Below are 26,349 nucleotides of genomic sequence, written 5' to 3'. Positions count from 1 at the left end.
CGTGGACACCATGACCGGTAGGGAAGCGGGCGGCGACGCCGAACTCAAGAAGGAACTCGACGCCACTCTGCACGCGCGCAGGGAGCTGGGCGACGAGTACGAATCCGCGCTCGTCGACTCCTTCCTGGAGAAGGTCGAGCAGCGACTCGACGGGGCGGTCGACCGCAGGGTGCGGCGCCAGCTCGCCGAGCAGCAGATGGTGGTGGCGCGTGGCGCGCGCTCGCCGCAGGGGACCGATTCGTGGGGCGAACGCTTCGGCTTCGGCATCGTCTCGCTGGTCCTGGCGGTCCCGCTGTCCGCCATCGGCGGCGGGGTCGCGCACCTGCCCGGACTGCTCGTCGCCTGGGTCGGCATCGTGGGTGTGAACGCGGTGCAGGCCGCGCGGGTGTCCCCGGGCCTCTTCGGGCGCCGCCACCGGGAGAAGTCGGACTGGGAGGACTGACCGGGCGCCGGACCGCCCGGACGGGGGACACGGCCGGCGGGGGACGGGACGGAGAGGCACGGAAACGGCACGGCGCGCAGAGCAGGGCCGCGAACAGCACGGAAGGGCCCGGCACCCTGGGGTGCCGGGCCCTTCCCACGTGTTGCGCGGGGACCGCCGCACCCCCGTTGCCGGGGGGCGGGACGACGGCGGTCCCCGCGAGGGACGCGGGCCGGGTCAGGCCAGGCCTACGCGTCCTTGGCGTCCATGGAGGTCCGGGAGCCGCTCCGGTAGTCCTTGGCGCCGTTTCGGTGCCGGCCGGGGCGGGGAGCCGCTCCCGCCCTGCCGACACCCACCAATGTGCCGGACGCGTGTTAAGCGGGTGCTGCGCGGACGTGACACGCTCGTACCACTTCCGCGAAGTTCCTCACCGACAGACCGGAAGTTCCACCCCAGGAGCGGAGCTACCGGCGCTTACCACCCGGCCACCTGCGGAAAGCGCTCCGACCGGCACCCTTCCCGGCACCGGCCGCACGCTTCCCCGGCCGCTCCGGCCGACGGCTGCCCGCGGAGGCTCCCGCCGGCCGCTCCCGCCGGCGGCCTGCGGCCGCGCCGCGCCTCCCGCGGCCCTACTGCCGGGCGCCGCCCTTGGCGAGGAAGGACAGCAGGTCCTGGCGGCTGACCACGCCGGTGGGCTTGCCCTCGACCAGCACGATGGCCGCGTCGGCGGTGCCGAGCACGGACATCAGGTCGCCGACCGGCTCACCGGAGCCGACCTGCGGCAGCGGCGCCGACATGTGCTTCTCCAGCGGGTCCTGGAGCGAGGCCCGCTGGGTGAACAGGGCGTCGAGCAGCTCGCGTTCGACCACGGACCCGACGACCTCGGCGGCCATCACGTCCGGGTGACCGGCGCCGGGCTTGACGATGGGCATCTGGGAGACGCCGTACTCGCGCAGCACCTCGATGGCCTCGCCGACCGTCTCGTCCGGGTGCATGTGCACGAGTGAGGGGATGGAGCCGCCGGCCTTGTCGCTCAGGACGTCGCAGACCCGCGCGCTCGGGCCCGTGTCCTCCAGGAACCCGTAGTCCGCCATCCACTCGTCGTTGAAGATCTTGCTGAGGTAGCCGCGCCCGCTGTCGGGCAGCAGGACGACCACGACGTCGTCGGGGCCGAGCCGCTCGGCCACCCGCAGCGCGGCCACCACGGCCATGCCGCAGGACCCGCCCACGAGCAGTCCCTCCTCCTTCGCGAGCCGCCGCGTCATCTGGAAGGAGTCCTTGTCGGACACGGCGACGATCTCGTCCGCGACCGTCCGGTCGTACGCCGTGGGCCAGAAGTCCTCACCGACGCCCTCGACGAGGTACGGCCGTCCGGACCCGCCGGAGTACACGGACCCCTCGGGGTCGGCGCCCACGACCTGCACCCGGCCGTCGCTCGCGTCCTTCAGGTACCGCCCGGTGCCGGAGATCGTGCCGCCGGTCCCGACGCCGGTGACGAAATGGGTGATCCGCCCGTCCGTCTGCTCCCACAGCTCGGGGCCGGTGGAGTGATAGTGCGAGAGCGGGTTGTGCGGGTTGGAGTACTGGTCCGGCTTCCACGCGCCGGGCGTCTCACGGACGAGCCGGTCGGACACGTTGTAGTACGAGTCCGGGTGCTCCGGGTCGACGGCGGTCGGGCAGACGACGACCTCGGCGCCGTACGCCCGCAGCACGTTGATCTTGTCGGTGGAGACCTTGTCCGGGCAGACGAAAATGCACTTGTAGCCCTTCTGCTGGGCCACGATCGCCAGTCCGACCCCGGTGTTTCCGCTGGTCGGCTCCACGATCGTGCCGCCGGGCTTGAGGGCGCCGCTCTCCTCCGCGGCCTCGATCATGCGCAGGGCGATGCGGTCCTTCACGGACCCGCCCGGGTTGAAGTACTCAACCTTCGCCAGGACGGTCGCCTGGATACCCGCGGTCACGTTGTTGAGCCTCACCAGCGGGGTGTTGCCGACGAGACTGATCATCGAGTCGTGGAATTGCACCGTTGTCTCCGGAGCTGCGTTCTAAGGGATGGTCCCGTCAGCCTAAGGCCCCACGTGGGCGTTCACGTGTCGTTGAGATTGGCCGACCCGTTCCGCGGGGCAAGCAGTGGTTGTACGGCTACGAGGAGGTGGCGGCGACGCATGACGAGCTTGTCGAGGGCGAGGGTGGCGCGGCGGATCGCGGCCGGCGCGGCGTACGGCGGCGGTGGCATCGGTCTGGTGGGCGCCGCGGCGATCGGCGTCGTACTGGCCGAGGTGCAGCTGGCGAAGCGCCACGTGGGCAACGGGCACGGGCAGGCACCCCGCGCGAACGGTCTGTACGGGTACGCGTACGCGGCGCAGGACGGGCCGCCACTGAGGCTCGCGATGCTCGGTGACTCCACCGCGGCGGGGCAGGGGGTGCACCGGCCCCGCCAGACACCCGGCGCGCTGCTGGCCTCCGGGCTCGCGGCGGTCGCCGAACGCCCGGTCGAACTCGTCAACGTCGCGCTACCGGGTGCCCAGTCCGACGACCTCGACCGGCAGGTGGCGCTGGCTCTCGCGGACACCTCGCGGGTGCCGGACATCTGCGTGATCATGATCGGCGCGAACGACGTCACCCACCGGATGCCGCCGACACGGTCGGTCCGGCACCTGTCCGCGGCGGTGCGCCGGCTGCGCACCGCCGGTGCCGAGGTGGTGGTCGGCACCTGTCCCGACCTGGGCACGGTCGAGCAGGTCCAGCAGCCGCTGCGGTGGCTGGCCCGGCGCGCCTCCCGGCAGCTCGCCGCCGCGCAGACCATCGGGACGGTCGAACAGGGCGGGCGGACGGTGTCCCTGGGGGATCTGCTGGGCCCCGAGTTCGAGGCGAACCCGCGCGAGCTGTTCGGCCCGGACAACTACCACCCCTCCGCGGAGGGGTACGCGACGGCGGCGATGGCGGTGCTGCCCACGGTGTGCGCGGCGCTCGGCCTGTGGCCGGCCGACGAGGAGCGGCCGGACGTCTCGCGCCGCGAGGGGTTCCTGCCGGTGGCGCGGGCGGCCGCGGAGGCGGCGTCCGAGGCCGGTACGGAGGTCACGGCGGCGATGCCGACGGGGCCGCGGGGGCCCTGGGCCCTCCTCAAACGCCGTCGGCGACGGCGTGTCCCCGCGACGGACCCGGCACCCACGCCGACAGCGTCCCCCTGAACCGGGGCTCCGCCCCGGCCCCGGCGGGTTCCTCGGGTGCGTCGGCCCCGGTGGATTTCTCGGGTGCGGGTCGGCGGGGGCTGGTCGCGCAGTTCCCCGCGCCCCTTGAGGGCGTGCCCCGCACCCGTCGCTTCCATAGACGGCCCGCGTCTCCAGCCCGTCCGGCGTTCGAGGACGAGCCCTTCGGGCGATGGGGGGTCCAGGGGGCGCAGCCCCTTGGCCGGGGGGGTGGCGCTCCAGGCGGAGGATGGGACAGGTCCGGGGGCGTCACCCGGGTCAACCGAAAAAGCAAGCGCTTAGAAAAGTGCGGCCGGAGTCACACCTCCCGGCCGGTGACCTGACCGGTACGGACGGGTAACTTCCCAAGCAGCCCCGCCAGTCCACCCCGAGTGCCCATGGAGCCGTCATGCCCGAAGCCGTGATCGTCTCAGCCGCCCGCTCCCCGATCGGCCGCGCCGTCAAGGGCTCCCTGAAGGACCTGCGCCCCGACGACCTCACCGCGACGATCATCCAGGCCGCCCTGGCCAAGGTCCCCGAGCTGGACCCCCGGGACATCGACGACCTGATGCTCGGCTGCGGCCTCCCCGGCGGCGAGCAGGGCTACAACCTCGGCCGGATCGTCGCCGTGCAGATGGGCATGGACTATCTGCCCGGCACCACGGTCACCCGTTACTGCTCCTCATCCCTCCAGACCAGCCGCATGGCGCTGCACGCCATCAAGGCCGGCGAGGGCGACGTGTTCATCTCGGCCGGTGTCGAGACGGTCTCCCGGTTCGCCAAGGGCAGCTCGGACGGCCTTCCGGACACGACCAACCCGGTCTTCGCGGAGGCCCAGGCCCGTACCGCCGCCACCGCCGGGTCCACCGGCTCCACCTGGCACGACCCGCGCGAGGACGGCCTGGTCCCCGACCCGTACATCGCGATGGGCCAGACCGCCGAGAACCTGGCCCGGATCAAGGGCGTCACCCGCCAGGACATGGACGAGTTCGGCGTCCGCTCCCAGAACCTCGCCGAGGAAGCCATCAAGAACGGCTTCTGGGAGCGCGAGATCACCCCCGTCACGACCCCCGACGGCACGGTCGTCGCCAAGGACGACGGCCCGCGCGCCGGCGTGACCCTGGAGGGCGTGCAGGGCCTCAAGCCCGTCTTCCGCCCGGACGGACTCGTCACCGCGGGAAACTGCTGCCCCCTCAACGACGGCGCCGCCGCCCTCGTGATCATGTCCGACACGAAGGCGCGCGAGCTCGGCCTCACCCCGCTCGCCCGGATCGTGTCCACCGGCGTCACCGGCCTCTCCCCCGAGATCATGGGCCTCGGCCCGGTCGAGGCGAGCCGCCAGGCGCTCCGACGCGCCGGCCTCACCGTCGACGACATCGACCTGTTCGAGATCAACGAGGCCTTCGCCGCCCAGGTGATCCCCTCCTACCGCGACCTGGACATCCCGCTGGACAAGCTGAACGTGAACGGCGGCGCCATCGCCGTCGGCCACCCCTTCGGCATGACCGGCGCCCGCATCACCGGCACGCTCATCAACTCCCTCCAGTTCCACGACAAGCAGTTCGGCCTGGAGACGATGTGCGTCGGCGGCGGCCAGGGCATGGCGATGGTCATCGAGCGTCTCAGCTGACCCGGCCGATCCACGACGGGGCCGCGCGCCGCCCGCACGGGTGACCGCCGCAGCACCCGGCGTGACCGGACCGGCCCGGATCCCGGCCGCCACCGGGAATCCGGGCCGATTTGTGATCCAATCCCCCCCAAGATGTGACCTATCTCCCCCTGGAGAGCGATTTTCGCAGGTCAGAGTGGCTGCGCGGGCAAACCCGGGGCCCAAAGCCCTGTCCTATTCGTGACGTTACGCACTGACAGCTCGGTAGTCCGCCCTTCAAGCTGATGTAGGAAGTCGGGGGTCGACTTTGAACCGGGAGTACGTCAGTGAGCGCCATGCCGATTGCTTTGCTGCTCACCACGGCCGCGACCGCGGCCGTGGGCGTCGCCGTGCTGCGCACCCTGCTGGGTCTGCGCGGGCAGGTCGTGGAGCTGCGCAGCGAACTCGCCGAGCACCGCGCCTCAGCCGCGCGCGGTCTCGTGCCCGCCGCCCGCTCGGCCGCGGACACCGACGAGATACGCGCCGCGGTGACCGAGGCGCTCGCCGAGGAGCGGGAGCGGGAGCTCGCCGAGGCCCGCGCCTTCTGGGCCGCCCAGGAGGCACGTGACGCCTCGGACGCGCCCTCGCTGCTCGGCCTGACCGACAGCGAACTGTTCACGGCGCGCCCCTCGGACTTCGCGGGTCTGGAGTTCCTGGAGACGGTCACCGAGCCCGATCTGGACGCCGAGGAGTTCTCGCCCAAGGACTTCACCCAGGGCGGAAGCGCCGGGGACTCCCCCGAGCTGGCCGCCGCCCGCCGCCGTCACCCCTCGCACCCGGACTTCGTACCGGTCCAGTCGCCCGTCGCGAACGACCACGAACGCACGGTGGCCTGCCTGGAGGAGCTCGCCGAGTCGCGTACCGAGCTGGCGGACGTCCGCCCCGGCCCGCTCGGCACCCTCGACGTCTACGTCTTCACGGACGGGACGACACTCTGCATGACGCCGGGTCACCGCGAGACCGCGGAACGGCTGGCCACGGCCCTGCGCGCGGGCGAGACCCCGGTCCTGCTGGGCGGCTCGGGCGTCTCCGGCGCGTACGCCCTGACGTTCGCGTGCGGCGAGGAGAACGTCTACATCCTGGCGGACCGCGTCATAGCGTCGCTGTAACCGCCGCTTTCCCGCGTGCGCCCCGGGAAAAGGGGGCGCACCCGGGCGCCGGCCCCACCGAGACCGGGGCCGAGACCCGGGTCCGGGTACACGTCCGGGTCCGGGTCGCTGAAGGTCACGTCAGGTCAGACCCCGGCCCGCTTCTGTGCCTCCTCCACCAGCGCCACCGCCTCCGCGAGTTCCGCCTCGCTCGTCAGGACGAGACCCAGATCGTGCGCCGCGACCGTGATCTGGTCGGCGACGGCGAACATCCCCGCCTCGGGCATCTCCCTGGGGTCTCCGGACGGGTCCTCCACACGCTGGGCACGCAGTGCCAACTCCCTGGCCAGACCCAGTGCCTCGGCAGCCGCCCCCCGCTGCAGCCGGCTCTGCGGGGCGGCCCGCAACCGGTCGGCGAAGTGGTCCACGGCTCGGGTCAGCGACGTCGTATCAAGCACGCCGCGAGACTACGCGCCGCGACGGGACTGTTGCCAACAACCCAACCCTCAGGCACCGTGGCGTGAAGGACCGGCTTACATCCCCTTTGCGTCCGGAGGCGCCGATGTCCCAAGTGTTCTCTCAGGAGACCCACCGCAACCTGCTCGCCCGCATCCCCCACTGCACCGGTCGTGAGATCTCCGACTGGCTGCGCACCGTCGACGAAGGCCCCGCCCTCTTCCGCTTCGAGGAGAAGGTCAGCTGGCTCCGCGCCGAGCACGACCTCGCGTACGGCCACGCCAAGGCGATCATCCACGAGTACGACCTGAGGAGGGCCGCGCGCAAACTGCTCTGAGCGCGCACCACCGGCACGAGCAGGGTCCCACCGACATCCCGACAGGCATCCGCGAACGGCGAAGGGCCCGCGAACCGATGGTTCGCGGGCCCTTCGGACCTCCGCCGCCGGTCTCACCGGCGGCGCCGTCCGGGTCGCTAGTCGTTGCTGCTGAAGATGGCGACCAGCCGCAGCATCTCGACGTAGATCCACACGAGGGTCATGGTCAGGCCGAACGCGGCCAGCCAGGCTTCCTCACGCGGCGCGCCGTACGCGATGCCGTCCTCGATCTGCTTGAAGTCGAGGGTCAGGAAGAACGCGCCGATCAGGATCGCCAGGATGCCGACGATCGCGCCGAGCGGGCCCATGCTGCGCAGTCCGCCGTCCCCGGCCACACCGAAGGCGACGAGCAGCAGGTTGACCGCCATGACGACCACGAAGGCGATGGCGATGGCCATGCCGATGCGCGCGTACCGCGCGGTCACGCGGATCCAGCCCGCCTTGTAGACGAGCAGGGTCGCGCCGGCCACCGCCATGGTGCCCAGGACCGCCTGGAAGGGGGCGCCGCTCCACTGCGAGTTGTACATCTCGCTGATGACCCCGAGGAAGACGCCCTCGAAAGCGGCGTAACCGAGGATCAGCGCGGGCGAGGCCGTGCGCTTGAAGGACTGCACCATCGCCAGGACGAACGCCACGAGGGCGGAGCCGATGGCGAGGCCGTAGCTGGTGGACGACACGGGAAGCAGCGCCCACGCCAGGACGGCGCCGACGGCGACGGTGCCGAGCGTCATGGCGGAGCGCATGACGACGTCGTCCATCGTCATCCGGCCGGTGGTGACCGGGGCCTGCGGCGGGGCGCCGTACTGCTGGCCCTGCTGGGCGTAGGGGTTCTGCGCGTAGGGGTTGCCGCCCTGCGGGGCGTACGGGCCCGCCTGCGTGCCGACAGCGGGTCCCCCGGCCTGCGGCGCCGCGTTGAATCCCGCGTAGCCGTTGTCGCGGCTGAACCCCCGTCGCGAGAAGACCGGGTTGCTGCTCCTCATTTCACTCCTCCATGGCCACCCTGCGCGGCCTTGGCCTCAAGGGTAATAGGTAGGCAAAGGATTGACCCTAGTGCTTGGGGAGGATCTTTCCCTCGTCCTGCCAAGGTACGCGTGTGTGCTCTGGCCTGCGAGCACTGGTACCAAGCCGTGACAGGCCCCGGCCGGAGCCGTCCGCCCGCCCCTCGGTCCGCGGCCGCCTCACTCCAGCGGGAAGCCCGTGTACGCCTCCGCCAGGTCCGTCCTCGCCGCCCGCGAACCGGCCACCCGGCGCAGCCGGGCGAGCTGGACGCGGTCCTCGAAGGGGGACGCACCGGGAGCGCGGTGCAGCAGCGTCGTCATGTCGTACGAGAACCGCTCGGCCTGCCAGACGCGGCGCAGACAGGTCTCGGAATAGGCGTCCAGGCGCTCGGCCGAACCGGTGGCGCCGAGGTCTGTCAGGGCGCGGGCGAACGTCACGACGTCGCCGACGGCGAGGTTGAGCCCCTTGGCCCCGGTGGGCGGGACGATGTGGGCGGCGTCGCCGGCGAGGAAGAGCCGTCCGTACCGCATGGGCTCGTGGACGTAGCTGCGCATGGGGGTGACGGACTTGGAGGTGACCGGCCCGCGCTCCAGCCGCCAGCCGTCACCGGTCTCCAGGCGCCGCTCCAGCTCGTCCCAGATCTCCTCGTCGGCCCAGTCCCCGGCCTCCGTGCCCGCGGGCACCTGGAGGTAGAGCCGGGAGACGGCCGGTGAGCGCATGCTGAGCAGGGCGAAGCCGCGGTGGTGGCGGGCGTAGACCAGTTCGTCGTGGGAGGGCGCCACGTCGGCGAGTATCCCGAGCCAGCCGAAGGGGTACGTCCGCTCGTACACGCGGGAGAGCGCGGCGGGCACCGCCGTACGGGCCACGCCCCGGAACCCGTCGCAGCCGACGACGTAGTCGCAGTCGAGCGCGTCCTCGCGCCCCTCGTGGCGGAAGCGGACCCGCGGCCGGTCGCTCCACGCGTCCTCGACCGCGAGCGCCTCGGCCTCGAAGAGCAGCGGACCGCCCTCCTCCAGCTGGAGCGCGATCAGGTCCTTGCAGACCTCCGTCTGCGCGTACACCAGCACGGAGCTGCCGCCGGTGAGGGCCGGGAAGTCGATCCGGTGCCGTTCCCGTTCGAAGCGCAGTTCGATCCCGTCGTGCCGGAGCCCCTCGCGGTCCATCCGCTCGCCGGCCCCGGCGGTGCGCAGGGCGTCGACGGTCCCCTGTTCCAGGATTCCGGCGCGCTGCCGGCGCTCCACGTACGCCCGGTCGCGGCTCTCCAGCACCACGGAGTCGATCCCCGCGTTGTGCAGCAGCCGTGCCAGCAGCAGTCCGGCCGGCCCGGCTCCGATGATCCCGACGGTGGTCCGCATCCGGCACGCCCCTTCGCGCTCCCCGCGCCCGCTGGTCCGGTGGCGTCCGTGCACCCGACGCCACCCGTTCGCCTGGTGAACCTTGCTCCACCGACCCCGGACGCGAGTCTCCGGAAGGACGCGCGGGCTGTCAACGGATCGCGGCGGACTCCCCCGGCGGGGCACGCCCGGGGAGGGCGGGTCGGAAGGGATCGGGAGAGGTCGGAGGTGCCCGGAACCGGACTTGAACCGGTACGCCCGCGAGGGGCAGCGAGGTTTAAGCTCGCCGTGTCTGCATTCCACCATCCGGGCAGGCCATGGGCTCCGCGTCGAGATTCCGAGCCTATCGGGGCCCGCTCCTCGAACAGCGGTCGGGCGAACCGATGTTGTCTTATTTTATTGACGTCTGAGGGTGCATCAGCCACCGGTACGGGCCATCCGCACTTGCCAATAGCCTTTCGGGCGGCACGGGGACGCGTATGCGGAATGACGGAATTTCACCGTCCGAACGGACGCACCCGCGCGACCGCACCCGGACGGAGCTCAGGGAACGCCGTCATCCCCAGGTATGACTCCGCGGCTCGCGGTCCGACCGGAGGCTGCCCCGGGAACCGGAACAGCGGCTGACTCCACGGCACGGAACGGCCAGGAGGATGGGACGCGTCCCCAGAAACGCCGTCCTCCCGACAGGAGCACCCTCCCGTGACCACCACGCCCCTCGCCGACCGGACCACCACGGTGGCCGCCCGCGCCACGGAACTGTCGAAGGTCTACGGACAGGGCGAGACCCAGGTGGTCGCCCTCGACCGGGTCTCCGTCGACTTCCGCCAGGCCGAGTTCACCGCGATCATGGGCCCCTCGGGCTCGGGCAAGTCCACGCTGATGCACTGCGTGGCGGGCCTCGACTCCTTCTCCTCCGGCTCCGTGCGCATCGGAGAGACCGAACTGGGCTCCCTCAAGGACAAGCAGCTCACGAAGTTGCGCCGGGACAAGATCGGCTTCATCTTCCAGGCGTTCAACCTGCTGCCCACGCTGACGGCCCTGGAGAACATCACCCTCCCGATGGACATCGCCGGCCGCAAGCCGGACCGGGAGTGGCTGGACCAGGTCATCGCGATGATCGGCCTCGCCGACCGCCTCGGCCACCGCCCCTCCCAGCTCTCCGGCGGTCAGCAGCAGCGCGTAGCCGTCGCCCGGGCCCTGGCCTCCCGGCCCGACATCATCTTCGGTGACGAGCCGACCGGGAACCTGGACTCGCGTTCCGGCGCGGAGGTGCTGGGCTTCCTGCGCAACTCGGTGCGGGAGCTGGGGCAGACCGTCGTCATGGTCACCCACGACCCGGTCGCCGCCGCCTACGCCGACCGCGTGGTGTTCCTCGCCGACGGCCGCATCGTCGACGAGGTGCACGGACCCACCGCGGACTCCGTCCTCGACCGCATGAAGCAGTTCGACGCAAAGGGCCGCACCAGCTGACTCCGGCCGGCTCGCGCCCCGGACCCCGCACCGTCCCGAACAGCCTCACCCTCCTGGACTGAGAAACCCATGTTCCGTACCGCCCTGCGCAATGTGCTCGCGCACAAGGCCAGGCTCCTGATGACCGTGCTCGCCGTGATGCTCGGCGTGGCGTTCGTGTCCGGGACCCTCGTCTTCACCAACACCATCTCGGACGCCTACCAGAAGAGCTCCGCCAAGGGCTTCGGCCAGGTCGACGTCGCCGTCCGGCCGGAGGGCCGCAAGGACACCGGCGACACGATCGGCAAGGACCCGAAGCTCACCCAGGCCCTGCTGGACAAGGCGGCGAAGGTCCCCGGCGCCGGTTCCGCCATCGGCGTCGTGAACGGCTTCGCCGCCGTCGCCGGCAAGGACGGCAAACTCGTCGGCAACGGCTTCCAGTCGCAGGGCGGCAACTACTGGGGCGCCGAGGACCCCCGCTACCCGCTGACCAGCGGTCACGCGCCCCGCGGCGGGAACGAGGTCGCCCTCGACTCCCGGACCGCCGAGCGCACCGGCTACAAGGTCGGCGACACCGTCCGACTCTCGGTCGACGGCCCGGTCCTCACCCCCACCGTCTCCGGTGTCTTCACCACCGACGACGGCAATGTCGCGGCCGGCGGCAGCCTCGCCCTCTTCGACACCGCGACCGCCCAGCGGCTCTTCCACCGGGTCGGCGCGTTCGACGAGATCGACGTGAAGGCGGCGCCCGGCACCAGTCAGACGGCCCTGCGCGGCGCCCTCGACCGGGTCGTCCCGAAGGACGTCGCCTCCACCACCACGGGCCGGCAGCTCGCCGACGACCAGGCCACCCAGATCGCCTCGGCGATGAGCGGCATGAAGTCGGGCCTGCTGGTCTTCGCCGGCATCGCGCTCTTCGTCGGCACGTTCATCATCGCCAACACCTTCACCATGCTGGTCGCCCAGCGCACCAAGGAACTCGCCCTGCTGCGCGCCGTCGGCGCCTCCCGCCGCCAGGTCACCCGGTCCGTCCTCGCCGAGGCGTTCTTCGTCGGCGCGGTCGCGGCGGTGGCCGGTCTGGTCGCGGGCATCGGCATCGGCGCGGCGATGCGCTCGCTCATGGGCACCCTCGGCGCCACCGTCCCGGACGGCCCGCTGGTGATCTCGCCCGGCACCGTCGCCACGGCCCTGCTGGTCGGCGTCCTCATCACGATGCTCGCCGCCTGGCTGCCCGGCCGCCGCGCGGCGAAGATCCCGCCGGTCGCCGCGATGAGCAGCGTGCACGCCCAGGCGACCACCCGGTCCCTCGTCGTACGGAACACGCTCGGCGCCCTGTTCGCCGCCGCGGGCGTCGCGGTGGTCCTGTACGCGACGACCCTGAGCGGCTCGGACGGGCAGGCCCCCATGGGCCTGGGCGCGGTCCTGCTCATCCTCGGCGTCTTCGTCCTCACCCCCCTGCTGTCCCGCCCGCTGATCGCGGCGGCCGCGCCGGTGCTGCGGATCTTCGGGGTGTCCGGCAAGCTGGCCCGGCAGAACTCGGTCCGCAACCCGCGCCGGACCGCCGCGACCGCCTCCGCCCTGATGATCGGCCTGACGCTGATCACCGGGATGACGGTGATGGCGGGCAGCCTGCAGAAGTCGATCGACAAGATGGCCGGCTCCGCGATCCGGGCGGACTACGTCGTCTCGATGGCGAACGGCAACTCGCTCTCCCCCGACGTCGCGAAGACGCTGTCCGGGCTCGACGGCGTCACCGCCACCAGCCCGCTGCGCAACGCGCCCTCGCGGATCGACGGCGAGACCGAGTACCTGACCGGCGTCGACGGCGCGTCCATCGCCCGGCTCACCGACCTCGAGGTCGACGAGGGCGCCTTCGAGGTCGGCGGCACCCGGGTCGTCGTCGACAAGGACACCGCCGACTCCCACCACTGGAAGGCCGGTTCCGGCTTCACGGTCTCCTACGAGGACGGCAAGAAGCAGCGGCTCACGGTCGCCGGCGTGTACGAGGGCAACGTGATGATCCACGGCATCATCCTCGACAAGGCCGCCCTCGCGCCCCACCAGACCGACGCCCTGGACATGCAGGTCATGCTGAAGACGTCGAGCGGCACGTCCGAGGCCACCAAGAACAGGCTGGAGAAGGCCCTCGGCGACAACCCGGCCATCCAGGTCCAGGACAAGAAGGACATCTCGAACGGCATCGCGCAGATGTTCACCCTGATCCTGAACATGCTCTACGGCCTGCTCGCGATGGCGGTGATCGTCGCCGTCCTCGGAGTCGTCAACACCCTCGCCATGTCGGTCTTCGAGCGCTCCCAGGAGATCGGGATGCTCCGCGCGATCGGCCTCGACCGCAAGGGCATCAAGCGGATGGTCCGTCTGGAGTCCCTGGTCATCTCGCTCTTCGGCGGGGTGCTCGGCATCGGACTCGGGGTGTTCTTCGGCTGGGCGGCCGGCGAGCTCCTCGGCAGCAGGATGGCGACGTACGAACTGGTCCTGCCCTGGGCCAGGATGGCGGTCTTCCTGCTGCTCGCGGGCACGGTCGGCGTCCTGGCGGCGCTGTGGCCGGCCCGGCGGGCGGCCCGCCTGAACATGCTGACGGCGATCAAGTCCGAGTAGCCCCCGGCCCCCGCGCACCGGAAGGGCCCCGATCCACCACGGAACGGGGCCCTTTCCCAGGTCGGCACGGCGGAACCGGCCTGCGGATCTACAGGCCTACGGGCCTACGGGCCTACGGGCCTACGGGCCTACGGGCCTACGGGGTGACCGGGTTCCAGGTTCTCGCCCGCAGCGGCATCCCGGAGGCGCCGGAGGGCCCCGGTGTCCTGACCGCCAGCACCTGGTTGACACCGATGCGGTTGCGCTCGAAGGCGAGCGCGGAGGCGGCCATGTAGAGCCGCCAGACACGGGCCCGGCCGGGGCTGGTGAGCTGGACCGCCCGGGGCCACTGCGCCTCCAGGTTGGCGACCCAGCGGCGCAGCGTGAGGGCGTAGTGCTCACGGATCGACTCGACGTCACGGACCTCGAAACCGGCCCGCTCCAGCTGCGTCACGGTCGTGCCCACCGGGGCGAGCTCGCCGTCCGGGAACACGTACGCGTCGATGAACTCGTCGACCGAATAGGCCGATTCGTCGCGCTGCGGCCGCCGCCCGATCTGGTGGTTGAGCAGCCGCCCGCCCGGCGCGAGCAGCCGGTACAGCACCTCCGCGTACTCCAGGTAGCGCTCGGCACCCACGTGCTCGGCCATGCCGATGGAGGAGATCGCGTCGTACGGTCCGTCGCTGACGTCCCGGTAGTCCTGCACCCGGATCTCCACCCGGTCGGTCAGCCCCTCGTCCGCCACCCGCTTGCGGGCGTACGCGGCCTGCTCCTGCGAGAGCGTCACCCCGACCACGCTCACACCGTGCTCACGGGCGGCGTGAATGGCCATCGAGCCCCAGCCGCAACCGACGTCGAGGAGCCGCTGACCCGGCCTCAGGGCGAGCTTGGCGGAGATGAGTTCGAGCTTGTCGCGCTGCGCGCCCTCCAGGGTCCCGCCGTCCTCCCAGTACGCGCACGAGTAGACCATCGAGGGACCAAGGACGATCTCGTAGAAGTCGTTGCCGACGTCGTAGTGGTGGCTGATCGCGCGCTTGTCGCTGCGCCGGGTGTGCAGGTGCCGGCGTCTGCGCACCTCCTCGCGGGGCGGGGCGGGCGGCAGCGGGGTCCCGGCCATCCGCACCAGTCCGCGGACGGCGGCGCGGACCTCGGGGTCGCGCAGGGACTCCGCGAGGCCCCGGGCGTCCTCGCCCCGGTCCCAGATGAGCCCCGACACCAGGTCCAGGGCGGTGTAGAGGTCGCCCTCCACACCGAGGTCGCCGGAGACCCAGGCGCGGGCGAGCCCCACCTCGCCCGGTTTCCACAGCAGCCGGCGCAGGGCGCGGCGGTTGCGCACCACGAGGGCGGGGGCTCCGGGCGGCCCGGCCTCCGAACCGTCCCAGGCGCGAATGCGCACCGGCAACGGGGCACCCAGCAACTGCTCGACAAGGCTCTTCAGCCGCGGCGCGGCGTCCTGCATGGCGTACACCTCCGAGACAACACTCCCGAACGCTCCAACACCACGTAAACACCTGCCGGCCTTGTGCGCAGTCCCCCTTCCGCGTTACGGCTGAGCAAAATAGCTGTAGCCGCCACCCTTTTCCTCCCCGCCCGGCCGTCCCCAGGGGCTCCGCCCCGGACCCCCGCCAGGGGGCGCTGCGCCCCCTGGACCCCCGCCGTCGCCCGAAGGGCTCGTCCTCAAACGCCGGACGGGCTGAGGGTGCGGGCCGGCGCCGAAAGGCTGACGGCCGTGCGAGAGGGCCGACGGCGGACGACACGGTCGATGGCCGGCCCGGACCCATCCGGCACCGGCCCGCATCTCCAGCCCGTCCGGCGCTTGAGGACGAGGCCGTCCAGGCCGAACGGGGGTCTGGGGGCGGAGCCCCCAGGCAGCGCGCAGACCAATGCCCACCCTGCAAGCACACGCCCACCACCCAGCCCGTCCGGCGCCTGAGGACGAGGCCGTCCAGGCCGACACCTGCCCCCTGGCCCCTACGGCGCACGCCGAAGGGGCCCCCCGCACCACGGATGGCGGAAGGCCCCTTCGGGCTGAGCAGGCTGGACGGTGACCGGCGAAGGGTCAGGAGGCCTTGGCCCGCTCGTCGGTCTTGGCGCCCGCACCCGCGGGAGCCGCCGCGGCGGCGGCCGGTGCCGGCTTCGCGGCCTCGTAGAACTCCTCGCGCGGCGTCTCCATGGCCCCGAGCGAGACGACCTCACGCTTCAGGAACATCGCGAGCGTCCAGTCGGCGAAGACCCGGATCTTCCGGTTCCACGTCGGCATGGCGAGACCGTGGTAGCCACGGTGCATGTACCACGCCAGACGACCCTTGAGCTTGATCTTCATCTTGCCCATGACGATCATCGCGACGCCCTTGTGGAGGCCGAGGCCCGCGACAGCACCCTTGTTGGAGTGGCTGTAGTCCTTCTGCGGGAAGCCCCGCATACCGGAGATCACGTTGTCGCCGAGCATCTTGGCCTGCCGCAGCGCGTGCTGCGCGTTCGGCGGGCACCACGCATTCTCCACACCGGCCTTGCGGGCGGCGAGGTCCGGAACCTGGGCGTTGTCGCCCGCGGCCCAGATGTAGTCCGTGCCCTGCACCTGCAGCGTGGTCTGGGTGTCCACGTGGCCGCGCGGGCCGAGCGGCAGACCGAAGCGGGAGAGGACCGGGTTGGGCTTGACGCCCGCCGTCCACACGATCGTGTCGGAGTCGACCTCGAGGCCGTTCTTCAGCACGACGTGACCGTCGACGCAGGAGTCCATGGAGGTGGAGAGGTAGATCTCGACCCCGCGCGACTCCAGGTGCTCCTTGCCGTACTGGCCGAGCTTGGGGCCGACCTCGGGAAGGATCTTGTCCGCCGCGTCGACGAGGATGAAGCGCATGTCCTCACGGGACACGTTGCCGTAGTACTTCGACGCGTCGCGGGCCATGTCCTCGACCTCGCCGATGGTCTCCGCACCGGCGAAGCCACCGCCGACGAAGACGAAGGTCAGCGCCTTGCGGCGGACCTCCTCGTCGGTGGTCGAGTCGGCCTTGTCCAGCTGCTCGAGAACGTGGTTGCGCAGGCCGATGGCCTCCTCGATGCCCTTCATGCCGATGCCCTGTTCGGCGAGGCCGGGGATCGGGAAGGTGCGGGAGACCGCGCCCATCGCGATGACGAGGTAGTCGAAAGGCAGCTCGTACGCCTCACCCACGAGGGGGGCGATCGTGGCGACCTTGCGGTCCTGGTCGATGGTGGTGACCCGACCGGTCAGAACCTCCGCCTTGGGCAGCACGCGTCGCAGTGGGACGACGACATGCCGCGGGGAGATGCTGCCGGCGGCGGCTTCGGGGAGGAAGGGCTGGTAGGTCATGTACGACCGGGGGTCGACGACCGTGACGGTCGCCTCTCCGTAGCGCATCTTCTTGAGAATGCGCCGAGCTGCGTACAGGCCTACGTACCCACCGCCTACTACGAGGATCCTGGGACGCTCCGTGGTGCTCATGCCATCGAGTATCCACCCGCCCCCCGGGGGTCGCTCGTGCGCCCCTTCACAAGCTTGGGTGGGCCCTCTGCTACACTGCGCGGCTCACGTGACCCATGTCATGTCGCCGCGAGGGAACCGGCGTTCGGTGCTGAGCGTTGTCAAGAGCCCGTGAGCTGCCACTCCGAGCGTTCGGGTGCACCGAACCACTGCCCGACTTCACCTGCCGGAAACACTCCCGGAACGCTCCGTTGAGCATCGCCCCGAGACCGGCGAGCACCCCCGCGGCACCCGAGTGGCCCAGTCGTCGCCCATCAGGGCCGAATTCCTTGTGAAGAACTTCACGAAGTTTTCCGACGGCGTGTCGCAGAGAGGGCCCGAATGGCCCCTTGCGCCCGCTCATACGCCTTCCGACCTGCTCAGGAGAGGCTACCAGTGGGTAGCGAACGGGTTCGGGGCCCCCGCCCGGGGTTCAGGCGATGGACCAGGCGATCCCGTCGAGGATGTCGTGCTCGCTGACGACGACCTCCGCCGCGCCGGTCCGGTCCATGATCGCGAGCAGGACGAGGGCACCGGCGGCGATGACGTCGACCCGTCCGGGGTGCATCGAGGGGATCGCGGCCCGTTCGGCGTGGGTCGAGCGCAGGAGCCGCTCGGTGATCTCACGGACCTTCTCCCGCGGGATGCGGGAGTGGTGGATGGCCTCGGAGTCGTACGCGGCCAGGTCCAGTGCGATGGAGGCGACCGTGGTGACCGAACCGGCGAGCCCGACCAGGGTGCGGGCCTCCTCCAGCGGGACCGTTCGCGCCGCGAGGTCCAGCGCGGCGTCGATGTCGGCGCGGATCGCGTCGGCCTCCGCGGGTGCCGGGGGGTCGCTCACCACACCGGCGTGCACCAGATGGCGCTCGGTCAATCGCACGCAGCCGATGTCCACGGAGCGGGCGGCCCGTACGTGGTCGTCGCCGACGACGAACTCGGTGGAGCCGCCGCCGATGTCCACCACCAGGTACGGCTTGGCGAGATCGTCCCGCCCGGTGAGTTCCTTCGTCGCTCCCGTGAAGGAGAACTCGGCCTCCTGGTCGCCGGTGATCACCTCGGGCTCGACGCCCAGGATGTCGAGGACACCCCGGACGAACTCGTCCCTGTTCTCGGCGTCGCGGGAGGCGGAGGTCGCGACGAAGCGGAGCCGCTCCGCGCCGTGCTCCTTGATGATCGCGGCGTAGTCGCGGCAGGCCGCGAAGGTGCGCTCCAGGGCCTCGGGGGCGAGGCGGCCGGTGCGGTCCACACCCTGGCCGAGGCGGACGATCGTCATGCGGCGGTCCAGATCGACGAGTTCGCCCGTCGCCGGGTTCGCGTCGGCGACGAGGAGTCGGATGGAGTTCGTACCGCAGTCGATGGCGGCGACCCTGGTCATGAGCTGTGGTCTCCTGTGGTGGTTCCGGGTTCCGGCGTGCAGCCGTCCCAGCCTATTTCGCCCCCGCCGCCCTCGGCCGTCCCGTCCCCGGGGCGGAGCCCCGGACCCGGCCGAGGGGCTGCGCCCCCGGGGACGGGAAGGTCACTCGCCGGCCGGGGACTCCCCGGGACCGCCGGACGCGGCCCGCGAGGGAACGACACACGCACCCTTGCGCCACCACTCCGGCAGCATCGCGAGCGCCTCGTCCCCCAGCGGGTTCACACCGGGGCCCGCGGCCAGGGAGTGCGCCACCAGGACGTGCAGGCACTTCACCCGATCGGGCATGCCTCCCGCGCTCGGGAACCCGGCGAGCACCTCGATGGCGTCGCGGCGCGCGATGTAGTCCTCGTGCGCGGCCCGGTACGCGGCGGCCAGTTCGGGGTCGGTGGCGAGACGCTCCGTCATCTCCTTCATGACGCCGTTGGCCTCCAGCGTGCCGATCGCGGAGGCCGCGCGCGGGCACGTCAGGTAGTACGTCGTCGGGAACGGGGTCCCGTCGGGAAGCCGGGGCGCCGTCTCCACCACGTCCGGCTCGCCGCAGGGGCAGCGGTGCGCGATGGCGCGCAGGCCGCGCGGCGGGCGGCCGAGCTGCTGCTTGAAGGCCTCGACGTCCGCGTCGGTCGGCTCGGTCCGCGGGGTGGGCGGCGGGGGCGTTTCCATGCCTGTGCTCAAGTCACTTTCTCTGTCGTTCTCTGTCGTTCACCGGTCCGTGTCGTGTCACCGGTCCGGGCCGGCTCAGCGGCGGCCCGGGGCGGGTCACCGGCCGTTCCGGCTCACCGGTCCGCGCCCGCTCACCGGTCGGAGCGGTCGGACTTGTCGACGCCGTCCCAGACATTGGCGTACCAGGGGCGGGCGGCCGTCCCCCGGTCCGTCCGCGACTGTTTCACCGCGTCCGGGTCGATCACGACGTACCCGGTCTCGCCCGGCATCACGTAGTGCAGCCGTTCCCGGATCCGCTGCTCGGCGTACGCGTCGTCCTGCCAGCGCGCCTTCAGGTCACGCAGCTGTTCCACACGGGCGCGGGCCTGTTCCTGCTGCCGCTGCAGCTCGGCGATCTCGGCGCGCTGGGACACGTACTGCCTTATCGGGTACGCGAGGGCCACGATCAGGGAGCAGACCACGAGCGCCAGCAGCGCGGCCCGGCCGGTCAGCCGCGAGCGCCGGGCCTGACGCCTGGTCTGGGAGCGGTAGACCCGGGCCGCCGTCTGCTCGCCGAGCAGCCGCAGCCGGGTCGCGGTGGAGAACCGGTCCCGGTCCTTCACGGCCATGTCCCGCCTCCCCTTCACACGTGCGTACGTCCCCGCACACGGTACGGGACCGGGTACGGGGACGTACGTGCGACTGGCTAAGCCTTAACCCTGCCGGGGTCAGCCCTTGAAGCGCGGGAAGGCGGAGCGGCCCGCGTACACCGCGGCGTCGTCGAGGATCTCCTCGATGCGCAGCAGCTGGTTGTACTTGGCGACGCGGTCCGAGCGGGCCGGGGCGCCGGTCTTGATCTGGCCGCAGTTCACCGCGACCGCGAGGTCGGCGATGGTGACGTCCTCGGTCTCACCGGAGCGGTGGGACATCATGCACTTGAAGCCGTTGCGCTGGGCCATCTCGACGGCGTCCAGGGTCTCGGTCAGCGAGCCGATCTGGTTCACCTTGACGAGCAGGGCGTTCGCGGAGCCCTCCTCGATGCCGCGGGCGAGGCGCTCGGGGTTGGTGACGAAGAGGTCGTCGCCGACGATCTGGACCTTGTCGCCCAGCTTCTGGGTGATGACGTTCCAGCCGGCCCAGTCGTCCTCGTACAGCGGGTCCTCGATGGAGACGAGCGGGTACGCGGAGACGAGCTCCTCGTAGTACTCCGTCATCTCGGCGGCCGAGCGGGACTTGCCCTCGAACTCGTACTTGCCGTCCTTGTAGAACTCGGACGCGGCGACGTCGAGCGCGAGCGCGATCTGCTCACCGGGGACGTATCCGGCCTGCTTGATGGCCTCGAGGATGAGGTCGAGCGCGGCGCGGTTCGACTCCAGGTTCGGGGCGAAGCCGCCCTCGTCGCCCAGGCCGGTGGACAGACCCTTGGACTTCAGGACGGACTTGAGGGTGTGGTACACCTCGGCGCCCCAGCGCAGGGCTTCGGAGAAGGACTCCGCGCCGATCGGGGCGATCATGAACTCCTGGATGTCCACGTTCGAGTCGGCGTGCGAGCCGCCGTTCAGGATGTTCATCATCGGAACGGGCAGCAGGTGCGCGTTCGGGCCGCCCAGGTAGCGGAAGAGCGGGAGGTCGGACGCCTCGGAGGCGGCGTGCGCGACGGCCAGCGAGACGCCGAGGATGGCGTTGGCGCCCAGCGAGCCCTTGTTGTCGGTGGCGTCCAGGTCGAACATGGCCTGGTCGATCAGGCGCTGCTCGGTGGCGTCGTAGCCGACGAGCTCCGGACCGATCTGCTCGATGACGGCGAGGACGGCCTTCTCGACACCCTTGCCCTGGTAACGGTTGGGGTCACCGTCACGGAGCTCGATGGCCTCGAAGGCACCCGTGGAGGCGCCGGAGGGGACGGCGGCACGACCCGTGCTGCCGTCGTCGAGGCCGACCTCGACCTCGACCGTGGGGTTGCCTCGGGAGTCCAGGATTTCCCGGGCTACGACGACGTCGATGGACGGCACGAGCATCTCCTTCTGGGATGTGACGCGGGTACGCGGGCCGGCGGGGGCCCGCACTGCACGGGGCCGCGTTCGGCTCCGCGGGATGAGCCTAACCGGCCCGGAGCGATCGGCCAGCCGCTCGACCACCCCTTGAGCAGAACTGAGGGTAAATATTGTTCCCCTTCGAAACAAAAAGCCCCGCCCCGGTGCGTACGGGGGAAGACGCACCGGGGCGGGGAGCCCGTGGGGACGGGGGCGGACCCTCATCGGGTCTCGGGCACGGAGACCCTGGGACAGGGGCCGGCCTGCTCAGCCGAGGTGGAGCTGCTGACCCGGGTAGATGAAGTCCGCGTCGTCGATGATGTCCTTGTTCAGCTTGAACAGGTGCTGCCAGCCGCCCTTGACCTTCTTCTTCTCGGCGATCGAGCTGAGGGTGTCGCCCTTGACGACCTTGTACTCGCCGTCGCCCTTCTTGACCTTCTTGCCGGTCGGGGTGGTGACGGTCTTCTTGGCCGCCGGACGCTCGGACGAGCGGGAGGCGGCGGTGTCCGACGAGTGGGTGGAGGCGGACGGCTCGGCCGGGGCGGCGGGCTTGGCCGGGGCGGCCGCGCCACCGGTGTACGCGGCGCCGGACAGGCCCGTGCCACAGGTCGGCCAGGCACCCTTGCCCTGCGCGGCGAGGACCTTCTCGCCGATGGTGATCTGCTGGGACTTCGAGGCCTTGTCGGCGGTCGAGGCGTAGGCGGTGCCGCCGTACGCGGCCCAGGTGGAGGCGGAGAACTGCAGACCGCCGTAGTAGCCGTTGCCGGTGTTGATCGACCAGTTGCCGCCGGACTCGCACTGGGCGACGGCGTCCCACTCGGACGCGGTGGCGGCGGAGGCGTTGCCGGCCGCCATCAGCGGAGCGGCGATGGCCACGCCGGTGACACCGGCGAGCGTGGCGACACGGGTGGCCTTGGACGGACGGCGGTGCTTGCCCTTGCTGGAAAACAGCATCGAGTGATCCCCTCACCGACGCCTGCGAGGTGAGCTGTCGGGTTCGGGCGGGTGAGTGCCCGGCCGCGCGCTCTCGGCGCACGTCTTCACCCCAAGCCGCTCCCGGTCAACTACCGGGTGCGGCGCTTACCTTGGGTCCCCCGCTCCTGCCTACGGCGCTTGACGCGTCGACTGTTCCCGTACGGCCGCTGGCAGGATTCGGCGTTGCGACCGTCGGGGCCCGCTGTGGCGAGCGGTGATGACCGTAAGCAGTCGATCGGCGGAATTTCAAAGACGATCAGGGCCTTTGAGATCCATCTCTCACTTGCGCCAAACCGGACATTAACCGGCGAACCGTGACGTGAACTCCCGCTACTTTTCGCCCGATTCAGCATCAACTGCAAGGCTCTGACCGGGGAGGATGAGGTCCGGGTCGGCGCCGACCGTCTCCTTGTTCCCGGCATAGAGGCCGGCCCATCCGCCGTCGAGGCCAAGGGTGTCGGCGATGGCCGAGAGGCTGTCTCCGTCGCGGACGACGTACGAGCCGTCGACGACGGCGCGGGAGGCGCCGGAGTCGCGCGAGGCGTGCCGGGCGGCAAAGTCGTCGCCGCGGGTGTCGGCCGCGTCGTCGCCGGAGTCCTCGGCGGCACTGCCGCCGCGGTGGCGCCCGGCACCGGCGGTGGCCCCCTCGGTCGCCGCCGAAGCGTCGCCGTCGCGGCCCGAGTTGCCCGATTCGCCTTGCTTCGTCGGCTCCGTGCCCACGCCGTCCGTCTCGTGCCCGCTGCCGGGCTCTTCGGTCGAGGACGTGTCCGATTCCGTTCTGTTCCCGGTCTTGCCGGATGAATCGGATGAGGACGAGTCGGAACGGGGCGAACCGGACGGGGTGACACCGATTCCCAGCGAGTCCGCCGGCGAGCCGGACCCGTCGGAGGAACTGGATGATTCGGAGGAATCGGAGGAATCGGAGGAACTCGACGAGTCTCCGGCCACTCCCGTGTCGACCGCGACCTCTCCCGAGCCCTTGCTGAGCCCGGAGAGCGGGCCGCAGGTCGGCCAGGCGGCGAGACCCTGGTCGGCCAGGACCTTCTCGGCGACGGCTATCTGCTGTGAGCGGCTGGCCTCGTCGGCGGTCGGCGCGTACCTGCTCCCGCCGTACCGCTGCCAGTTCTCCTGGCTCAACTGCAGCCCGCCGTAGTACCCGTTGTCGCTGTCGGCGCTCCACTGGCCGCCGCTCTCGCACTCGGCGACCCGGTCCCACGTCGTGCCGTCGGCCGCGTTCGCACTGGCGGCGCCGAGCAGCGGGATGGCGATGGCAGATCCGGTCACCCCTGCGGCGACGATGAGGGCCGGAGCCTGACGGGGGCGACGATGGCGGCCGTTCCCGGAGAGCATGCGAGAGCCTTTCACGTGACAGCGGGTGACTACGCGGCTGGTGAGCCTCGTTGAGGGGTGAACGTAGTCGCACTCGATCACTTGTCACAAGCAGATGCAGCGCAGATCACGTGAAGATCACAGAGTTGAGGGCGCGTCACCTTTTCGTGGCCGGACCCTCATAATCCGCCACCACCGCTGCGGCCCACCCGAGCCCCGCCCCCCGGCCGGCCCCTGGACACCGTACGAGTGCCGCATGACTACCGACCAGGTGTGAACTCCACCGGTAGTGTCCGCAATCCACGCATAATGAGTCCGCCGCGCCATCGCAAATCAGCCGAATCGCCTGCGAGTCGGAGATCCGGCAGCCGGGTGAGGAGCGTGGCCAGCGCGGTCTGCCCCTCCAGCCGGGCGAGCGGCGCGCCGAGGCAGTAGTGGATGCCGTGGCCGTAGCCGAGGTGTTGGTTGTCACGGCGCGAGAGGTCGAGCGTGTCGGGCTCGGCGAACCGGGCGGGGTCACGGTCCGCAGCCGCGAGGACGACGAGCACGGGGTCGCCGGGCGCGATGTCCTGTCCGCCGACACGGACCGCCTCGGTCGCGAACCGCCACGTGGCCAGCTCCACCGGGCCGTCGTAGCGCAGGAGTTCTTCGACGCCCGTCTCCAGCAGAGACCTCTCCCCGGCGGCGAGGGAGGCCTGCAGCCGCTCCCGCTGACCGGGGTGGGTGAGCAGTGCGTAGGTGCCGTTGCCGATCAGGTTCACCGTGGTCTCGAACCCGGCGAAGAGCAGGATGAAGGCCATGGCGGCGGCCTCGTTCTCGGTGAGGTGCTCGCCGTGGTCGGAGGCGCGGATGAGGCCGGAGATGAGGTCCTCGCCGGGCGCGGGCACCTCGGGCAGGGCGGCACGCTTCTTGTGGATGAGCTCGCCCAGATACCCGCGCATCTTCTTGACGGACCGCCCGACCCCGCCCCGCGGCCCGCCGCCGTGCCGGATCATCATCCCCGCCCAGTCCCGGAAGTCGTCCTGGTCCTCGCGGGGTACGCCGAGCAGCTCGCAGATGGCGTAGATGGGGAGCGGGAACGCGAACTCGTGGATCAGGTCGGCCGATCCCCGCTCCTGGAACCGGTCGATGAGCTGGTCGGTGAGCTCCTGCACACGCGGCGCGAACTCGGCGACCCGCCGCGGGGTGAACGCCTTGCTGACGAGCCGTCGCAGCCGGGTGTGGTCCGGCGGGTCGATGTTGAGCAGATGGGTCATCAGCTCGGCCTTGCGCTCGCCCGGGATGCCCGTCCTGCCCTTCGCGTGGGCGGGCTCGTCGTGGTGGGCCGGGTTCTTGCTGAGCCGTCCGTCCGCGAGCGCCTGCTTCGCGTCCGCGTACCGGGTGACCAGCCAGGCCTCCACCCCGCTGGGCAGTCGCGTCCGGTGCACGGGGGCGTGCTCCCGCAGCCAGGCGTACGCCGGGTAGGGGTCGGTGGCGAACTCCCAGGTGAAGAGTTCGGGGGCGGGGCTGAGCGGCGGGGGCTGGTCGGTCACTCCCCGACGTTATCCGGCGGCCGTACGCCCCGCGCCCGCAGGGCGTACGGGCCCGGACGGCGCCCCGGCGCGGCCTGCGTGCGGGCTTCACCCCGGACTGTCCGTAAATCACCTGCCGTTTGACTCCGCGGCTCGACGACTCTCTACATTCGCGCCGTGGACCCCGAGATACTCAGATCCAGCTTCGCGGTCGTCGAGAGACGGGCCGAGTTCGCGGTCAAGTACTTCTACTCGCATCTCTTCCGGTGCAGCCCGCAGGTGCGCGGGCTCTTCCCGCTGGACCACCCGGGGGACATGGAGCGGCAGCGGGACCGGTTGTTCGCGGCGCTGACGTACGTACTGGAACGGCTGGAGGACCCGGCGCTGCCCGGGTATCTGAGGGACCTGGGGCGCGACCACCGGAAGTACCTGGTCGAGCCGGAGCACTACGCGGCCGTGGGGGCGAGTCTCGTCGCGGCGTTCGCCGTCGTCGCGGGGTCGGCGTGGAACGCGGAGGCGGAGAAGGCCTGGGGCGAGGCCTACGGGGCGATCGCGAACGTCATGCTGCAGGGCGCGTGGGAGGCGCAGCACGCGGGTGAACCGCCCTGGTGGGACGCCGAGGTCGTGTCCCGGACGCGGCACGGCGAGGACCTCGTCGTCCTGACCCTGCGACCGCACGAGCGGCTGCGCTACCTCCCGGGCCAGTACGTCAGCGTCAACGTCCCCGGTCTGCCGGGCATCTGGCGGCCGTACTCCGTCGGCAACGCGCCGCGCGCCGACCTCAGCCTCGACCTGCACGTCAGCCGGGTGGAGGACGGGGTGCTCTCCACCGCTCTCGTGCGGCAGACCCGGGAGGGCGACGTCCTGCGGCTCGGCGCGGCGGGCGGCGGGCTGACCCTGCGGACACCGGTGGAACGGCCGCTGACCTTCATCGCGGCCGGCACCGGGTGGGCCCCGGTCAAGGCGCTGCTGCAGCGGCTCGACGCCGCGCGCGAGGCACGTCTCTTCCTCGTCGCCCGTGACACCTCGTACCTGTACGACCGGTCGGCCGTGGAGCGTCTGCAGGCGAGGCTGCCCCGGCTGGCCGTCACCTTCATCACCCCGGCGCCCGGCCGCCCGAGGACTCAGGCGACCGAGCGGCTGCTGACCGCGCTGGGCAACCGGGCGGGCTGGGCCCGGCACGACGTCTATCTGACCGGTCCGCCCCAGTTCGTCGAGGAGGTCGGTGCGGCTCTTCCCGGCCTGGGCACCCCGTCCGACCGGCTCTTCCGCGACCTGCTGCCGCCCGCCGCGGAGGGACGCGGCCGCCCGCTGGGGGCTGCGGAGTGGCTGCTCGAACGGCCCCGGCCGAACTGGCACAACCCGGCGGGTCGCGCACCGGACGCGTGATCCCGGAGCGGGCCCGCCCGG

At 71.4% G+C, this 26,349-nt stretch carries 21 protein-coding genes, 1 tRNA gene and 1 riboswitch; of the genes, 8 read left to right on the top strand and 14 right to left on the bottom strand.

Going from position 1 to position 26,349, the window contains the following annotated elements; genetic code table 11:
- Positions 1 to 10: 10 nt before the first annotated feature.
- Positions 11 to 442 (top strand): hypothetical protein, encoded by a 432-nt coding sequence (locus tag OG776_RS24835; RefSeq protein WP_148008759.1) that lies wholly within the window; start codon positions 11 to 13, stop codon positions 440 to 442.
- Between the two features lie 608 nt (positions 443 to 1,050).
- Here OG776_RS24835 and OG776_RS24830 read toward each other — a convergent pair.
- Positions 1,051 to 2,445: a cystathionine beta-synthase gene (locus OG776_RS24830; RefSeq protein ID WP_148008760.1), complete on the bottom strand. Its 1,395-nt coding sequence runs from the start codon at positions 2,443 to 2,445 to the stop codon at positions 1,051 to 1,053.
- Positions 2,446 to 2,586: 141 nt separating this feature from the next.
- On the opposite strand from OG776_RS24830, the gene OG776_RS24825 reads away from it, so the two are divergent.
- From OG776_RS24825 to OG776_RS24815, 3 genes are all read left to right on the top strand, one after another.
- Positions 2,587 to 3,612, top strand: a complete 1,026-nt coding sequence (locus OG776_RS24825; RefSeq protein WP_187285578.1) for an SGNH/GDSL hydrolase family protein — start codon at positions 2,587 to 2,589, stop codon at positions 3,610 to 3,612.
- Positions 3,613 to 4,018: 406 nt separating this feature from the next.
- The gene (locus OG776_RS24820) at positions 4,019 to 5,239 is read left to right on the top strand and encodes an acetyl-CoA C-acetyltransferase (RefSeq protein ID WP_148008761.1); all 1,221 of its coding nucleotides are present in this window, start codon (positions 4,019 to 4,021) and stop codon (positions 5,237 to 5,239) included.
- Positions 5,240 to 5,553: 314 nt separating this feature from the next.
- Positions 5,554 to 6,366 carry a hypothetical protein gene (locus OG776_RS24815; RefSeq protein WP_148008762.1) on the top strand — a complete coding sequence of 271 codons (813 nt, stop codon included), beginning with the start codon at positions 5,554 to 5,556 and terminating at the stop codon, positions 6,364 to 6,366.
- 125 nt (positions 6,367 to 6,491) lie between these two features.
- Here the strand turns inward: OG776_RS24815 and OG776_RS24810 are convergent, their stop codons facing one another.
- Complete coding sequence (locus OG776_RS24810) at positions 6,492 to 6,803, bottom strand: hypothetical protein (protein ID WP_187285579.1); 312 nt, start codon at positions 6,801 to 6,803, stop codon at positions 6,492 to 6,494.
- Between the two features lie 104 nt (positions 6,804 to 6,907).
- Here OG776_RS24810 and OG776_RS24805 point away from each other — a divergent pair, with 104 nt between their 5' ends.
- Complete coding sequence (locus OG776_RS24805; RefSeq protein ID WP_148008763.1) at positions 6,908 to 7,138, top strand: DUF4287 domain-containing protein; 231 nt, start codon at positions 6,908 to 6,910, stop codon at positions 7,136 to 7,138.
- A gap of 137 nt (positions 7,139 to 7,275) precedes the next feature.
- Here OG776_RS24805 and OG776_RS24800 read toward each other — a convergent pair whose 3' ends face one another.
- From OG776_RS24800 to OG776_RS24790, 3 genes are all read right to left on the bottom strand, one after another.
- Positions 7,276 to 8,157, bottom strand: a complete 882-nt coding sequence (locus tag OG776_RS24800) for a Bax inhibitor-1/YccA family protein (RefSeq protein ID WP_148008764.1) — start codon at positions 8,155 to 8,157, stop codon at positions 7,276 to 7,278.
- Positions 8,158 to 8,355: 198 nt separating this feature from the next.
- A complete protein-coding gene (locus OG776_RS24795) occupies positions 8,356 to 9,531 on the bottom strand; it encodes a 4-hydroxybenzoate 3-monooxygenase (RefSeq protein ID WP_329326517.1) in 1,176 nt (391 codons plus the stop codon).
- A 208-nt stretch (positions 9,532 to 9,739) separates the two neighbouring features.
- Positions 9,740 to 9,822, bottom strand: a tRNA-Leu gene (locus OG776_RS24790).
- Between the two features lie 390 nt (positions 9,823 to 10,212).
- Between OG776_RS24790 and OG776_RS24785 the strand changes: the two genes are divergently transcribed.
- Together OG776_RS24785 and OG776_RS24780 are read left to right on the top strand one after the other, a co-directional pair.
- Complete coding sequence (locus OG776_RS24785) at positions 10,213 to 10,983, top strand: ABC transporter ATP-binding protein (protein WP_148008766.1); 771 nt, start codon at positions 10,213 to 10,215, stop codon at positions 10,981 to 10,983.
- 69 nt (positions 10,984 to 11,052) lie between these two features.
- A complete protein-coding gene (locus OG776_RS24780) occupies positions 11,053 to 13,581 on the top strand; it encodes an ABC transporter permease (RefSeq protein ID WP_148008767.1) in 2,529 nt (842 codons plus the stop codon).
- Positions 13,582 to 13,717: 136 nt separating this feature from the next.
- Here the strand turns inward: OG776_RS24780 and OG776_RS24775 are convergent, their stop codons facing one another.
- The 9 genes from OG776_RS24775 to OG776_RS24735 form a co-directional block, all read right to left on the bottom strand.
- A complete protein-coding gene (locus tag OG776_RS24775; RefSeq protein WP_148008768.1) occupies positions 13,718 to 15,019 on the bottom strand; it encodes an SAM-dependent methyltransferase in 1,302 nt (433 codons plus the stop codon).
- A 600-nt stretch (positions 15,020 to 15,619) separates the two neighbouring features.
- Positions 15,620 to 17,023: an NAD(P)/FAD-dependent oxidoreductase gene (locus tag OG776_RS24770; protein ID WP_148008770.1), complete on the bottom strand. Its 1,404-nt coding sequence runs from the start codon at positions 17,021 to 17,023 to the stop codon at positions 15,620 to 15,622.
- A gap of 451 nt (positions 17,024 to 17,474) precedes the next feature.
- Positions 17,475 to 18,416 (bottom strand): Ppx/GppA phosphatase family protein, encoded by a 942-nt coding sequence (locus tag OG776_RS24765; protein ID WP_148008771.1) that lies wholly within the window; start codon positions 18,414 to 18,416, stop codon positions 17,475 to 17,477.
- A 141-nt stretch (positions 18,417 to 18,557) separates the two neighbouring features.
- Positions 18,558 to 19,115 carry a DUF501 domain-containing protein gene (locus OG776_RS24760; RefSeq protein ID WP_329322549.1) on the bottom strand — a complete coding sequence of 186 codons (558 nt, stop codon included), beginning with the start codon at positions 19,113 to 19,115 and terminating at the stop codon, positions 18,558 to 18,560.
- A gap of 131 nt (positions 19,116 to 19,246) precedes the next feature.
- Positions 19,247 to 19,723 carry an FtsB family cell division protein gene (locus OG776_RS24755; protein ID WP_329322548.1) on the bottom strand — a complete coding sequence of 159 codons (477 nt, stop codon included), beginning with the start codon at positions 19,721 to 19,723 and terminating at the stop codon, positions 19,247 to 19,249.
- 99 nt (positions 19,724 to 19,822) lie between these two features.
- The gene (gene eno, locus OG776_RS24750; protein WP_148008774.1) at positions 19,823 to 21,109 is read right to left on the bottom strand and encodes a phosphopyruvate hydratase; all 1,287 of its coding nucleotides are present in this window, start codon (positions 21,107 to 21,109) and stop codon (positions 19,823 to 19,825) included.
- A 282-nt stretch (positions 21,110 to 21,391) separates the two neighbouring features.
- On the bottom strand, positions 21,392 to 22,078 hold the full coding sequence (locus OG776_RS24745; protein ID WP_329322547.1) for a transglycosylase family protein: 687 nt from the start codon (positions 22,076 to 22,078) through the stop codon (positions 21,392 to 21,394).
- Positions 22,079 to 22,082: 4 nt separating this feature from the next.
- A riboswitch (cyclic di-AMP (ydaO/yuaA leader) is annotated at positions 22,083 to 22,246 on the bottom strand.
- Positions 22,247 to 22,429: 183 nt separating this feature from the next.
- Complete coding sequence (locus OG776_RS24740) at positions 22,430 to 23,449, bottom strand: transglycosylase family protein (RefSeq protein ID WP_148008776.1); 1,020 nt, start codon at positions 23,447 to 23,449, stop codon at positions 22,430 to 22,432.
- A 239-nt stretch (positions 23,450 to 23,688) separates the two neighbouring features.
- Entirely contained in the window at positions 23,689 to 24,960 is a 1,272-nt protein-coding gene (locus OG776_RS24735) for a cytochrome P450 family protein (RefSeq protein WP_329322546.1), read from the bottom strand.
- Between the two features lie 156 nt (positions 24,961 to 25,116).
- Here OG776_RS24735 and OG776_RS24730 point away from each other — a divergent pair, with 156 nt between their 5' ends.
- Entirely contained in the window at positions 25,117 to 26,328 is a 1,212-nt protein-coding gene (locus OG776_RS24730; protein WP_148012478.1) for a globin domain-containing protein, read from the top strand.
- Positions 26,329 to 26,349 lie beyond the last annotated feature (21 nt).

It is taken from the genome of Streptomyces sp. NBC_01689 (assembly GCF_036250675.1).
In the GTDB taxonomy this organism is placed as follows: Bacteria; Actinomycetota; Actinomycetes; order Streptomycetales; family Streptomycetaceae; genus Streptomyces.
The sequence above is the reverse complement of the archived record's forward strand: the minus strand, read 5'-3'. Positions and strand labels throughout refer to the sequence as shown.